The sequence below is a fragment of the Pseudomonas sp. ICMP 10191 genome (assembly GCF_001467335.1).
Taxonomy (GTDB): Bacteria; Pseudomonadota; Gammaproteobacteria; order Pseudomonadales; family Pseudomonadaceae; genus Aquipseudomonas; species Aquipseudomonas cerasi.
Map to the genome: position 1 here is coordinate 219,178 of NZ_LKGW01000135.1, position 13,991 is coordinate 233,168.

Annotated in this window: 7 protein-coding genes; 5 read left to right on the forward strand and 2 right to left on the reverse strand. The window is 62.6% G+C overall.

All coding sequences use genetic code 11. The annotated features are described in order from the left end of the window. Window positions 1–6 precede the first annotated feature (6 nt). From speA to AO388_RS21515, 3 genes are all read left to right on the forward strand, one after another. Window positions 7–1,920: an arginine decarboxylase gene (gene speA, locus AO388_RS21505; protein WP_003431712.1), complete on the forward strand. Its 1,914-nt coding sequence runs from the start codon at window positions 7–9 to the stop codon at window positions 1,918–1,920. 230 nt (window positions 1,921–2,150) lie between these two features. Next, the gene (locus AO388_RS21510; protein WP_058417079.1) at window positions 2,151–3,287 is read left to right on the forward strand and encodes a contractile injection system protein, VgrG/Pvc8 family; all 1,137 of its coding nucleotides are present in this window, start codon (window positions 2,151–2,153) and stop codon (window positions 3,285–3,287) included. Window positions 3,288–3,367: 80 nt separating this feature from the next. Beyond that, complete coding sequence (locus tag AO388_RS21515) at window positions 3,368–4,270, forward strand: alpha/beta hydrolase (protein WP_054081955.1); 903 nt, start codon at window positions 3,368–3,370, stop codon at window positions 4,268–4,270. Here AO388_RS21515 and AO388_RS21520 read toward each other — a convergent pair. Next, the gene (locus tag AO388_RS21520; RefSeq protein WP_003431715.1) at window positions 4,264–5,604 is read right to left on the reverse strand and encodes an MATE family efflux transporter; all 1,341 of its coding nucleotides are present in this window, start codon (window positions 5,602–5,604) and stop codon (window positions 4,264–4,266) included. The two genes, AO388_RS21515 and AO388_RS21520, sit on opposite strands and share 7 nt — an antisense overlap. A 346-nt stretch (window positions 5,605–5,950) precedes the next feature. On the opposite strand from AO388_RS21520, the gene AO388_RS21525 reads away from it, so the two are divergent. Continuing rightward, window positions 5,951–10,897: an alpha-2-macroglobulin family protein gene (locus AO388_RS21525; protein WP_058417080.1), complete on the forward strand. Its 4,947-nt coding sequence runs from the start codon at window positions 5,951–5,953 to the stop codon at window positions 10,895–10,897. A 312-nt stretch (window positions 10,898–11,209) separates the two neighbouring features. Here AO388_RS21525 and AO388_RS21530 read toward each other — a convergent pair whose 3' ends face one another. Then, entirely contained in the window at window positions 11,210–11,503 is a 294-nt protein-coding gene (locus tag AO388_RS21530) for a hypothetical protein (RefSeq protein WP_003307908.1), read from the reverse strand. Between the two features lie 95 nt (window positions 11,504–11,598). On the opposite strand from AO388_RS21530, the gene pbpC reads away from it, so the two are divergent. Next, window positions 11,599–13,947 (forward strand): peptidoglycan glycosyltransferase PbpC, encoded by a 2,349-nt coding sequence (pbpC, locus tag AO388_RS21535; RefSeq protein ID WP_058417081.1) that lies wholly within the window; start codon window positions 11,599–11,601, stop codon window positions 13,945–13,947. The last annotated feature ends 44 nt before the right edge of the window (window positions 13,948–13,991 follow it).

Sequence of the window (13,991 nt, forward strand, 5' to 3'; positions counted from 1 at the left end):
ACTTCGATGTCCGTACGACGCACACGCAAAGACGATGGCAGCCAATGGACCGTTGCGGACAGCCGCAGCGTTTATGGCATTCGCCATTGGGGCGCGGGTTATTTTGCAATCAACGAAGCGGGGCGCGTTGAAGTCCGTCCCAACGGGCCGGACAGCTCGCCCATCGACCTTTACGAACAGGTCGACAACCTGCGCAAGAGCGGCCTCTCGCTGCCTTTGCTGGTGCGTTTCCCGGACATCCTGCAAGACCGCGTGCGTCAGCTGACCGGCGCGTTCGACAGCAACATTGCGCGCCTGGAATACCAGAGCAAATACACCGCGCTGTACCCGATCAAGGTCAACCAGCAGGAAGCGGTGGTGGAAAACATCATCGCCACGCAGAACGTCTCCATCGGCCTGGAAGCGGGCTCCAAGCCTGAACTGATGGCTGTGCTGGCACTGGCGCCGAAAGGCGGCACCATCGTCTGCAACGGTTACAAGGACCGTGAGTTCATCCGTCTGGCGCTGATGGGCCAGAAGCTGGGCCACAACGTGTTCATCGTCATCGAGAAAGAATCCGAAGTCGAACTGGTGATCGAAGAAGCCGCCGAGCTGAAGGTCGCCCCCCAGGTCGGCCTGCGTGTGCGTCTGTCTTCCCTGGCATCGAGCAAATGGGCGGATACCGGTGGCGAAAAATCCAAGTTCGGCCTGTCGGCAGCGCAATTGCTGTCGGTGGTCGAGCGTTTCCGCATGGCCGGCCTGGATCAGGGCATCCGCCTGCTGCACTTCCACATGGGCTCGCAGATCGCCAACCTGGCCGACTATCAGCACGGTTTCAAGGAAGCGATCCGTTACTACGGCGAACTGCGCAAGCTCGGCCTGCCGGTGGACTACATCGATGTCGGTGGTGGTCTGGGTGTCGATTACGACGGTACGCACTCGCGCAACGCCAGCTCGATCAACTATGACATGGACGACTACGCAGGCGTCGTGGTCGGCATGCTCAAGGAATTCTGCGACGCGCAAAGCCTGCCGCACCCGCATATTTTCTCGGAAAGCGGCCGCTCGCTGACCGCCCACCACGCCATGCTGGTGGTTCAGGTGACCGACGTCGAAAAACACAACGACGAAGTCCCGGAAATCGCCGACAAGGCCAGCCTGCCGGAAACCGTGCAATGGCTGGTCGACCTGCTGGGTCCGACCGACATCGAGATGGTCACCGAAACCTACTGGCGCGCCACGCACTACATGAGCGACATCGCGGCCCAGTACGCCGACGGCAAGATCAGCCTGTCGGAAAAGGCACTGGGCGAGCAATGCTACTTCGCCGTCTGCCGCCGTCTGTACAACTCGCTGAAAGCCCGTCAACGCTCCCATCGTCAGGTGCTGGACGAGCTCAACGACAAGCTGGCCGACAAGTACATCTGCAACTTCTCGGTGTTCCAGAGCCTGCCGGACACCTGGGCTATTGGCCAGGTACTGCCGATTCTGCCCCTGCACCGCCTGAACGAAGAGCCGGTGCGCCGCGCCGTGCTTCAGGACCTGACCTGCGATTCGGACGGCAAGATCAAGCAGTACGTCGATGAGCAGAGCATCGAGACCAGCATGCCGGTGCATTCGCTGAATGAAGGCGAAGACTATCTGCTGGGCATCTTCCTGGTGGGTGCCTACCAGGAAATTCTCGGCGACATGCACAACCTGTTCGGTGATACCGACTCGGTGAACATCTACCAGAACCCGGACGGCAGCGTTTACCACGCCGGCATCGAAACCCACGACACCATCGAAGACATGCTGCGCTACGTGCACCTGTCGCCGGAAGAACTGATGACCCATTACCGGGACAAGGTCGCCAGCGCCAAGATCACCCCACGCGAGCGCACCTACTTCCTCGATGCCTTGCGCCTGGGGCTGACCCGCTCGTCGTACCTGTCGTCCTGATCCTTGCGCGGAGCCAGATCTGACTGCTTATCATGCCAATGCTCCGCATTGGCATGCAGAGGCGTGCGTAACCATCGCCGCGCATGCTCCGCGCTCATACAGCCCACCCACTCGACGTAATCCCCCACCGACACCTGCTGTAGGCAACGTCCTGTTCTACCTGCAGACCTCTACCCTGCCCGGCTTCTGCGCGAGAATCCGCGGTCGCATTCCCGGTAGAGAAACCCTCCATGCCCGACCCCGCCAGCGCGCCATTCTTTCATCTGGAGATTGCAAGCCTGCAGCGCCGTTTCACCGTCGTATCGTTCAGCGCAACCGAAGCGATCAGCCAGCCGTATACCATTGAGCTGGAAATCCTCGGCGACGGTTTCGATCTGGACCTCACCAGCCTGATGTATAAGCCTGCCTGGCTGAGCTGCGGCGGCGAGCAGGGTTTTCCGGGGCAGAGTTTTCAAGGGCAGGGCTTTCACGGTCAGATCCACGGCGCGACACGCAAGCATTACCACCCCGGCCCGGCCTGCTACACGCTGCTGATGGGGCCTCGACTGGCCTGCCTCGGGCTGCGTCAGCACTCACGTATCTTTCAACACATGACTGCCACGCGGATCATTGCCCAGGTGCTGGAAGAACATGGTTTGAAGAACACCTTCCGCTTTGACCTGCAGACAGAATGCATCGAGCGCGAAAGCTGCGTGCAGTACCAGGAATCCGACCTGCAACTGGTCCAGCGGCTGTGTGCAGAAGAAGGCATTCACTACCATTTCGTCCACTCACGTCGCCGCCACCAGTTGGTATTTGGCACCATCCCTTGGGAAGCCGGGTTCACAGCACCTGCCCCGGCACCGCGTCCCTGCATTGCGCCTCTGCAGCGTGGCTGGATCATCGGTCGCGACGGCGAACCGGCAAGGACCGATGCGTCAGGCCGGTTGCACGTGCGCCTCGAATGGGACTGGCAACACCCGGAAGGCCCCGATGCTGGCTGCTGGCTGCATCTGGCTGCGGGGCTGGATGTCGAATGTCGGGGTGGGATGTCGGTGATAGTGAGCTTTTGCGCAGACGATAAACGCCCGCCGCAGATCAGTGGCTGCCTTTCAGCGCTGGCAGATGACGGCTGCCACAGGCGTGATCAAGCACCCGCCGATAACGTTGAGATGCACCTTGACTGGCAGGCGATCACCGGGCCAGACCGACGACTGCAACTGGCGAACGGGACCCGCATAGAACTGGCTGAAGGCAGCACACTGATCGTCGACGCCGGGCCGAGCAAGTTACAGATCGACGACAGCGGTCTCACGCTGAGCAGCCCGCGCATCAGCTTCGCCAACAAAGCGGATGGCAAATCGAGTGATCCACACGCCATTGAATGACGTAGCAGCAACTGTGCGGCACTGGGATGAAGCGTGATGGTCTCAGGCATATCCGACTCACCTTCCAGAGCCCCTCCGCCATGATCCGAGTGATTTTCCTGACACTGATGACCGGTGCCGTACTGGCAGCCTTGTCCGGTTGCTCGCCTTTGAAGCTGCTCAATACGTTGAACCCCAGCGGGCCTGTCGATCATGTCTACAACCTGGCGTACGGGCCGGATCCACGCAATACGCTGGATATCTACACGCCCAAGGCGAAACCGGCCAAGGCACCGGTCGTGGTGTTTTTCTATGGTGGCAGCTGGAACAGCGGCTCGAAGGCCGATTACGCGTTCGTCGGCGAAGCGCTGGCTGCGCGAGGCATGGTGGTGGTTATCGCCGACTACAGGCTGTATCCACAGGTACGTTACCCCAGCTTTCTGGAAGACTCGGCCAAGGCGCTGGCCTGGGCGCACAAACATGCGAACACCTACGGTGGCGACCCGAGCCGCTTGTACGTGATGGGCCACAGCGCGGGTGCCTACAACGCCGCAATGCTCGCGCTCGACCCGCGCTGGCTGGCTCGTGAAGGCTTGTCCCCCTCCATCCTCAGCGGCTGGATCGGACTGGCCGGGCCTTACGACTTCCTGCCCATCGAGAACCCGGACGTGAAGCCGGTGTTCTTCTTCCCGAATTCACCGCCAGACTCGCAACCCATCAACCACGTCACGTCCAGCGCGCCACCGGCATTGCTGATGGCCTCGAACACCGACTCGCTGGTCAATCCAAAGCGCAACACCGGCGGCCTGGCCAGGTCGCTGCGTGAAGCCGGCGTGCCGGTGCGAGACTTGTATTTCTCGCGCACCAATCACGGCACGCTGGTCGGCGCATTTGCCAGATTGCTGAGCGGTCTGGCCCCTGTGATCGATGAGGTGGACATGTTCGTCAGCCACACCCCGCAAATGGCGTCTGACAAGAACGGAACCGGGCAGAAGGCTCAGTGAACGAACCAGCCGTCGCTGCGCGTCAGCCGCCAGGCAATGAACCCAAGGCTCAGGCCGCGCAGCAGGGTAAAGGCCAGGAACGTCAGCCATAGGGCGTGGTTGCCGTGGCTGGCAGCCAGATAAGCCAACGGTGCGATGCCCGCTGCGCTGAACAGCATCGCGTTGCGCATTTCCCGCGCACGGGTAGCACCGATGAACAGGCCGTCCAGCAGGTAGCTCCAGACGGCCAGCAACGGCATCAGTGCCAGATACGGCAAATAGGTCATCGCGGTGGCGCGTACTTCCGGGATATCGGTCTGCAGGCTGACGAAGCCATGCCCGGCCACCAGAAAGAACAGCGCAAACACCACGCTGGAAATCAATGACCAGCCTCCCGCAACCACCAGGGAGCGTCGCAACGTATCCCGGTCCCGCGCGCCGATGGCATGGCCACACAGCGCTTCTACCGCATGCGCCAGCCCATCCAGGGCATGGGCAGTCAACAGCAGGCCGTTGAGCAGCAAGGCATTGGCAGCAACCGTCGCATCCCCCAAACGAGCGCCCTGCACGGTGATCAGGAACATCACCGATTGCAGCGCGAGTGTGCGCAAAAAGATGTCCCGGTTGACCGCCAGCAGGGGCCGCCAGTTACTCCATAGCCGCAAGGCCGACCAGACGATCCGGCCCGGCCAGGCGCGCAAGGTGTTACGTGCCAGCAGCAGACCGAGCACCACGCCAGTCCACTCCGCGAGTACCGACGCACGCGCCGAACCGATCACGCCCCAGTCCAGCCCGATGACGAACCACAGATTGAGAACGATGTTGACCGCATTGGTCAGCAACAGAATGGCCAGTGGCGCCCGCGCGTTCTGCGCGCCTAGAAACCAGCCGACCAGCGCATAACTGGCCAGCGCCGCAGGCAGGCCGAACAGTCGGGTGTGGAAGAAATCCAGGGTCATTTGCTGCAGATCGGCAGACGGCTGCATCATCGTCAGCGCCAGATGGCTGAAAGGCAAGGCGATCACACCCAGCAATACCGCCAGCCCGACGGCCAGCAGCAACCCCTGCAACAGAATGCGGCGCAACGCTGCGCTATCACTGCGCCCTGCCGCCTGTGCGGCAAAACCGGTGGTGCCCATGCGCAGAAAGCCCATCGCCCAGGCGAGAAAGGTATACAGCGTAGAGCCCACCGCCACAGCGCCCAGCTGATGGGCGTGCGGCAAATGACCGATCACCGCGCTGTCGACCAGCGCCACCAGCGGCACGGAAATATTCGACAGAATCATCGGCGTCGCAAGCGCCCAGACACGACGATGGGTTGAGCGATGACGCCAGTCAGTGAACAACGTAGACATGAGAACTCCCGGCAAGGCGGGCATTGTAGCCAGATCAAACGCAGGGTGTCCCAGCGTTTCGATACGTCCGGAAACGGCACTCATGCCTCGAAAGCGGCAGCGTTATCATTCAGCACGCTCCACTGTAGCGTGAGGAACGATAGTCAACTGTCTAACTTTTTGGGGTCAGTCCACAGCGTGTGAATGCATTTCGTGACGCTCTGCGTCACCCGCTGCATGCCAACGCGCAATGGCACGATAGTCAGTCCGCTCGATATGTGACCTTACTGGTCAATCTGACAGTAATACTTGTCATCACGACTGTTATATAGTCGCATCCTCTCTACCGTTGCCGATGAGTGCCCCCATGTTAAACAAAGGATTGTTTCTGGCTTGCGCGCTTGCGCTGTTGAGCGCCTGTGATTCTTCTTCAACGGATAAACCCGCGCCCGCCACGGCCCCCACGACCCAGGCAACGGTCAACGACAAAAAGCCCAAACCCGCAGTCGACCTAGCCGCGCTGAGCAAGCGCTACGCAGGCCGCGAACTGACGGTCATCGACGTGTCGGAAATCCAGGTCGACGGCGCAAGCACCCTGTCGGTGAGCTTCTCGGTCCCGCTCGACCCCGAACAGAAATTCGACGAAAAACTTCACCTGGTGGACAGCAAGAACGGCAAGGTCGACGGTGCCTGGGAACTGTCGGATAACCTCATGGAATTGCGCCTGCGCCACCTGGAGCCGCAGCGCAAACTGGTCCTGACCGTCGATGCCGGTCTGCTGGCCGTCAACAAGGCCAAACTTGCCGCCGAATACATCAGCCGCCTGGAAACCCGCGACTTGCAGCCCTCGGTCGGTTTCGCCAGCCGTGGCAGCCTGTTGCCGACCCGTCTGGCCGAGGGCCTGCCGGTGATCGCGCTGAACGTCGACAAGGTGGATGTCGAGTTCTTCCGCATCAAACCCGACTCGATGCCGAATTTCCTCGCCCAGTGGGACGGCGCGTCGAGCCTGTCCAGCTACAGCTCCGAAGAACTGCTGCCCATGGCCGAACTGGTCTACAGCGGCCGCTTCGACCTCAAGCCCGCGCGCAACACCCGTGAAACCCTGCTGCTGCCGATTGCCGGTATCAAGCCCCTGCAACAGCCAGGTGTTTATCTGGCGGTGATGCGCGCCTCGGGCACCTACAGCTACTCGCAGCCGGCCACCCTGTTGACGCTCAGTGACATCGGCCTGTCGGTGCACCGTTACAGCAACCGTCTGGACGTCTTCACTCAAGCGCTCGAGGGTGGCAAGGCGCTGAGTGATATCAGCGTCGATGTGTATGACGACAACGGCAAGGTCGTCGCCCAGGGCAAGACCGACAGCGACGGCCACGCGCAACTGCCATTGCCGGCCAAGGCTGCCGTGGTACTGGCGCACAAGGACGAACAGACCAGCATGCTGCGCCTCAACAGCTCGGCACTGGACCTGGCCGAGTTCGATATCTCCGGCCCGCAGGCTCACCCGCTGCAGTTCTTCATCTTCGGCCCGCGCGACCTGTATCGCCCCGGCGAAACCGTGCTGCTCAACGGCCTGCTGCGCGACAGCGACGGCAACACCGTCAAGCCGCAGCCCATCACCGTCGAAGTGCGCCGTCCCGATGATCAGGTCAGCCGCAAATTCGTCTGGGAAGCCGACAGCAACGGTTTCTACCAGTATCAATTGCCGCTTGCCGACGAAGCGCCCACCGGACGCTGGCAACTGATGTTCAACCTGGGTGACGGCAAACCGCAGCTCTACGAGTTCAAGGTCGAGGACTTCCTGCCCGAGCGTCTGGCGCTGGAACTCAAGGGCAGCGACACGCCGGTGGCGCCTGCTGACAACCCGCAATTCGATATCACTGGCCGCTACCTGTACGGCGCCCCCGCTTCGGGCAATACGCTGACCGGTCAGGTCTATGTCCGCCCGCTGCGCGAGGCGGTGCCGAAGCTGCCGGGTTATCAGTTCGGCTCGATCACCGAGGAAGACCTCAAGCATGATCTGGAGCTTGAGCCCGTCACCCTCGATGCCGAAGGTCATTCGACGCTCGCCGTGCAGAGCGAGTGGGCGCAGGCCAAATCGCCGCTGCAACTGATTCTGCAAGCCAGCCTGCAAGAGTCTGGCGGGCGGCCGATCACCCGTCGTCTGGTGCAGCCGATCTGGCCTGCCGAACACCTGCCCGGCGTGCGTGCACTGTTCGGCAGCAGCACGGGTGGTGATGACTACGACAACGAGGCCAAGGGCGAAGCGCAGACCAACGGCGACGGCCCGGCCGATTTTGAAATAGTCATGGCCGACGCGGCGGGCAACAAGCTGGGCGCTGACAACGTGAAAGTCCGGCTGATCCGCGAGCGTCGCGATTACTACTGGAACTACTCGGCCGACGACGGCTGGAGTTACCACTTCAACGAGAAATTCCTCAACCTCAACGAAGAAACCGTCAGCATCACCAAGGACGCCACCGCCAAGGTCAGCTTCCCGGTCGAATGGGGTCCTTACCGTGTCGAGGTGGAAGACCCGTCCACCGGAATGGTCAGCAGCCTGCGCTTCTGGGCCGGTTATCGCTGGCAGGACAACACTGACGGCGGCGCGGTCAGACCGGATCAGGTCAAGCTGGCGCTGGACAAACCGGCCTACAACGATGGCGACACCGCGAAAGTCACTGTCACCCCGCCGGCTGCGGGCAAGGGTTATCTGTTGGTCGAGTCCAGCGAAGGTCCGCTGTGGTGGCAGGAAATCGACGTGCCTGCCGAAGGCAAATCGTATGACATCCCGCTGGACAAAAAATGGGCACGCCACGACCTGTACGTCACCGCTCTGGTGATACGTCCCGGTGAACGCAAGGCCAATGTCACACCCAAGCGCGCCGTGGGTGTGCTGCACCTGCCGCTGGACCGGGCGCAGCGCAAGCTGGCGCTGACGGTCACCGCGCCGGAGAAAATGCGCCCCAGACAACCCCTGACCCTCAAGGTCGCCGCCAAAAATGCTGACGGCAGCGTCCCCAAACAAGTCCACGTGCTGGTATCGGCGGTGGACGTCGGCATCCTCAACATCACCAGCTACGCGACGCCCGATCCGTTTGCCAGCCTGTTTGGCCGCAAGCAGTACGGAGCCGACCAACTGGACATCTACGGTCAGCTGATCGAAGCCGGTCAGGGGCGCCTGGCAAGCATGGCGTTCGGTGGCGATGCACTGGCGAAGGGCGGCAAACGTCCGGACACCAGCGTCACCATCGTGGCGTTGCAAAGTGCGCCGGTGACGCTCAATGACGCCGGTGAAGGTGAAGTCAGCGTCGATATCCCGGACTTCAACGGCGAGCTGCGCGTAATGGCTCAAGCCTGGACCGACGACCGCTACGGTATGGCCGAGGCGAAAACCGTGGTTGCCGCGCCGATCATCGCCGAACTGTCGACGCCGCGCTTTCTTGCCGGTGGCGACCAGACCAGCGTGGCGCTGGACGTCTCCAACCTGTCGGGCAAGGCACAGAAGCTGGACGTGAAAATCAGCGCTGAGGGCCAGTTGAGCATTCCGGGCGGCGACCAGAGCAAGCCCCTGCAGCTCAAGGAAGGCCAGCGCGTCACCCTGAAGGTTCCGGTGCTGGCGCAAGGCGGCCTGGGTCAGGGCAAGATCAAGGTGCTGGTCGAAGGTCTGGACCTGCCGGGCGAAAACCTGCCGGCCTTCACACGCGAATGGACCGTCGGCGTACGCCCGGCCTACCCGGCAATGCTCAAGCATTATCGCGCCACGCTCAATGATCAGCCCTGGAGCCTGCCGGAGGGCGCGCTGGAAGCGTTCGAACCGGCCGGTCGTGAGGCGCTGCTGTCGTTGTCGAGCCGTCCGCCCTTGAACCTCGGCGAACAGATTCGCGCATTGAAAGCCTACCCCTACGGCTGCCTGGAACAGACCGCCAGCGGTCTGTACCCGTCGCTGTATGCCGACGCCGCAACCCTCAAACGCCTGGGCCTGACCGGCGAAACGGATGCCGAACGCAAGCGCAAGGTCGAGATCGGCATCGAGCGGCTGCTGGGCATGCAACGTTACAACGGCAGTTTTGGCCTGTGGGGCTCGGACAGCGACGAGGAATACTGGCTGACGGCGTATGTCACAGACTTCCTGCTGCGCGCCCGCGATCAGGGCTTTGCCGTGCCGCCGGATGCGCTGAAGAAAGCCAGTGAACGCCTGCTGCGTTATCTGCAGGATGCCGGCCAGATTCAGGTCAATTACAGCCAGAACGCCGAACATACGCGCTTCGCCGTGCAAGCCTATGCCGGGCTGGTGCTGTCGCGCAGTCAGCAGGCACCGCTCGCCGCCTTGCGCAGCCTGTTCGACCGCCGCAGTGACGCCCGCTCCGGCCTGCCATTGGTGCAAGTGGCAGTCGCGTTGGAGAAGATGGGCGACAAACCCCGCGCCGACCAGGCCCTGATGGCGGGTCTGGCCGCCAGCCGCAAGAATGAATGGCTGGCCGACTACGGCAGTTCGCTGCGTGATCAGGCGTTGATACTGGCATTGCTGGAAGAAAACGACCTCGCCAAAGACAAGCGTGATGAGCGCCTATTCGCCTTGGCGGATGAGGTGGCGGCCAATCGTTACCTGTCGACCCAGGAAGGCAATTCACTGTTCATGGCTGGCCGTAACCTGCTGGGCAAACCGGAAAAAGACTGGACCGCCAGCATTGTCAGCGGCACTCAAAACCGCGAACTGAGCAACCGGCAGCCGGGCCTCAAGCTGGACGGTTCGCTGCTGGCCTCGCCGCTTTCAGTGCACAACCAGAGCGTCGAAGCGCTTTACCAGCAACTGACCGTCTCCGGTTATCCCACCCAGGCGCCTGTAGCGGGTGGCGAAAACCTGAGCATTCGCCGCGAGTACCTGAACCTGAGCGGCGCACCGCTGAACATCGGCGCCTTGAAAACCGGGCAACTGGTGCTGGTGCACTTGGAAATCGGTGCCAAACAGCGCGTCCCGGATGCGCTGGTGGTGGACCTGCTGCCTGCAGGCCTGGAGCTGGAAAACCAGAACCTGGCGCAAAGCGCGGCAAGCCTGGAAGACGCCAGCGAGGAGGTGAAAACCATCCGCGAATCGATGGAAAACGCCGGGATCAAGCATCAGGAATATCGTGGCGACCGCTACGTGGCAGCCCTGGACATCGACGGCAGCAGCACTGTGCACCTGCTCTACCTGGCGCGAGCCGTCACCCCGGGCACCTACCGCATACCGCCGCCGCAGGTCGAATCCATGTACCGCCCGAACTGGCAAGCCCTGGGCGAAGCGCCAGCGCAGATGGTGGTGAAGGGAAAATGATCGCCAATTGATTGGAATGCATGACAGTGGAAGCAAGCTTGCTCACAAAGGGGCCGACGCACCACAGATCCAGTAGGAGCGACCGGGGCGGCGATCCGCATTGTTCGCGAAAGGACCGGTACAGGCTTCGGAAACAGCGTGCCCGAACCATCGTCTTCGCGAGCAAGCGAAGCGTCGCCCGGCTCGCTCCCACAAAGGCCTCACTGCATCGACAGCAATGGTGGTTCTTCGGTGTATCTACGTTGGAGCGAGCTTGCTCGCGAAGGCGTCGCCCCGTTCACCCACCATGGCGGCAGGCTAGCCTTCAACGCATCAATGAATGATCCAGCTCAGCAACCAGAGGCCCAGCGCCAGCCAGATGATGCCAAGGATGATCGAAGCGCGCATGAAGGCGCGGACCGCCGAGTACAGCAGCATCAGGCCGATGACCAGTGCGATGATGCTGATCAGCGAGGTGTCCATGCCCAGCGTGCGGGACAAGCCATCGACAAAATTTCCCCCAGCATGGGTAAACCCGTTGAACAACCACGCCAGACCGTCGACAAAGAAGCGAATGATCGCGCCGATGGCCTGCCCGAGCCATTCAAAAAAGCCTTCTACCTGCATATGTACGTCCTGATTGGGGTCGTGAAGAAAATGGTCTGCTCGCTTTGGCTGTCGCAATGCGTGTCAGGTTCCGTGGATCATAAAGGCTCTTTGCGTTGAAACCTGAATTTCTTCTGCGCCTGCCGCGAACATTCAAGTGGCTGGCGGGCGCGATCATGCTGCTGATCGCCCTCCTCTGGCTGGCCGACCGACTTTGGCCGCTGCCACTGCCCAGAGACGATCTGGCTCGCGTCGTCCTGGCCGAGGACGGCACGCCACTGTGGCGCTTTGCCGACGCCAATGGCGTGTGGCGCTACCCGGTCAGCAACGAGCAGGTCTCGCCCTACTACCTCGAAGCCCTGCTGACCTACGAAGACCGCTGGTTCTACAGCCATCCCGGGGTTAATCCGCTGGCGCTGTTACGCGCCACCTGGCAAAACCTCAGCGGTGCCCGTGTAGTCTCGGGTGGCAGCACGCTGTCGATGCAAGTGGCGCGGTTGCTCGATCCGCATTCACGCACGCTATCCGGCAAGTTTCGTCAGCTGTGGCGTACGCTGCAGCTTGAGTGGCACCTGTCCAAGGATCAGATCCTCAGTCTGTACCTCAATCGCGCCCCGTTCGGCGGCACACTGCAAGGCGTCGCAGCCGCCAGTTGGGCCTATCTGGGCAAGTCGCCGCAGAACCTGACCCGCGCCGAGGCAGCATTGCTGGCGGTGCTGCCACAGGCGCCAAGCCGCCTGCGTCCTGATCGCCACCCGCAGCGGGCGCAGCAGGCCCGCGACAAGGTGCTGAGGCGCCTGGCAGAGTTTCAGGTGTGGCCGCAAGCAAGCGTGAACGAAGCACTGGAAGAGCCTTTGTGGCTGGCACCGCGACAGGAACCGAGCCTGGCGCCGTTGCTGGCCCGACGCCTGAATCGCCCCAACAGCCCGCCACTGATCCGCACCACGCTGGACGCCTCACTGCAACGGCGCATGGAAGACCTGCTGATGGGCTGGCGCGCACGACTCCCGGAGCGAACGTCGGCAGCGATTCTGGTGGTCGAGGCGGAAAACATGGCCGTGCGCGCGTACGTCGGCTCGGTGGACATCAACGACGCCAAGCGTTTCGGCCATGTGGACATGGTCACTGCCCTGCGTTCGCCGGGCTCGACGCTCAAGCCGTTCCTGTACGGCATGGCCATGGACGCCGGGCTGATCCACTCCGAATCCCTGATGCAGGATGTACCGCGGCGCTATGGCGACTATCGACCAGGCAACTTTTCGAGCGGTTTCGGCGGGCCGGTGGCGGCCAGTTCGGCGCTGTCGATGTCGCTCAACCTGCCTGCCGTGCAATTGCTCGAGGTCTACGGGCCGAAGCGCTTCGCCGCCGAACTGCGCAATGGCGGCGTCCCCCTGACCCTGCCGCCGCTGGCCGAGCCGAGTCTGGCACTGATTCTTGGCGGCGCAGGCAGTCGGCTAGAGGACTTGGTGACAGGCTACAGCGCCTTCGCGCGCGGCGGGCGCAGTGCCGATGTTCGACTGCAACCGCAGGACCGACTGCGTGAACGGCGGATGATGTCACCGGGCGCTGCGTGGATCATTCGACGCATTCTCAGTGGCCAGTCGCGCCCGGACATCGACCCGCGCGCCGAGCTGGTACAGCGCCCGCAACTGGCCTGGAAGACCGGCACCAGCTATGGCTTCCGCGATGCCTGGGCGATTGGCGTCGGGCCGCGTTTCCTGGTCGGTGTCTGGATCGGTCGGCCGGATGGCACACCGGTGCCAGGGCAGTTCGGGCTGGCTTCGGCGGCGCCGCTGATGCTTCAGGTGCACGATGTGCTGGTCAATCGCGACAGTCAGCGCGGGATCGCCGCACCGGTGCAACCCGTGCCGCAGAACGTCGGTGTGGCCGCCATCTGCTGGCCGCTGGGTCAACCGATGAGCAAAAGCGACCCCAATTGCCGTCGCCAACGTTTCGCCTGGACGCTTGACGGCACCACGCCGCCCACCCTGCAAGCGGCCGACCAACCGCTCGGGCTGGGTGTGCAGGAACGTGTCTGGGTCAATGCCAAGGGGCTACGCGTCGCGGCCAATTGCCCGGACGCCCGAGCGCAGGACATCGCGCTGTGGCCTGCGCCTCTTGAGCCCTGGCTGCCCAGAGCAGAGCGGCGTGATGCACGCCTGCCGCTCGCTGACCCGGATTGCCCACCGCAGAACCTGAACCTGGCGCCCCCGCTGAGCATTGTCGGCGTGCGCGAAGGCGACAACCTGCGCCTGCCTGCCGCCAGTCGTCAGGCTTTACGCCTCACGCTCTCGGCGCTCGGCGGCAGTGGCCATCGCTGGTGGTTTATCGATGGCAAACCTCTGGCAGACACCGACACCCGGCAAGACTTCACCCCCACCCTGAGTAAACCGGGGCGTTATCAGTTAAGCGTGCTGGACGAGAGCGGCCAGACGGCGCGGGTTGAATTCAGCGTGGTGGAGTGAACGCAGACGGGTGTGACGCAGAGCGTCACGAAAGGCGTTCCCAC

Coding starts and splice junctions, on each gene's coding strand:
- speA (WP_003431712.1), top strand. CDS start 7: ATGTCCGTACGACGCACACGCAAAGACGATGGCAGCCAATGGACCGTT.
- AO388_RS21510 (WP_058417079.1), top strand. CDS start 2,151: ATGCCCGACCCCGCCAGCGCGCCATTCTTTCATCTGGAGATTGCAAGC.
- AO388_RS21515 (WP_054081955.1), top strand. CDS start 3,368: ATGATCCGAGTGATTTTCCTGACACTGATGACCGGTGCCGTACTGGCA.
- AO388_RS21520 (WP_003431715.1), bottom strand. CDS start 5,604: ATGTCTACGTTGTTCACTGACTGGCGTCATCGCTCAACCCATCGTCGT.
- AO388_RS21525 (WP_058417080.1), top strand. CDS start 5,951: ATGTTAAACAAAGGATTGTTTCTGGCTTGCGCGCTTGCGCTGTTGAGC.
- AO388_RS21530 (WP_003307908.1), bottom strand. CDS start 11,503: ATGCAGGTAGAAGGCTTTTTTGAATGGCTCGGGCAGGCCATCGGCGCG.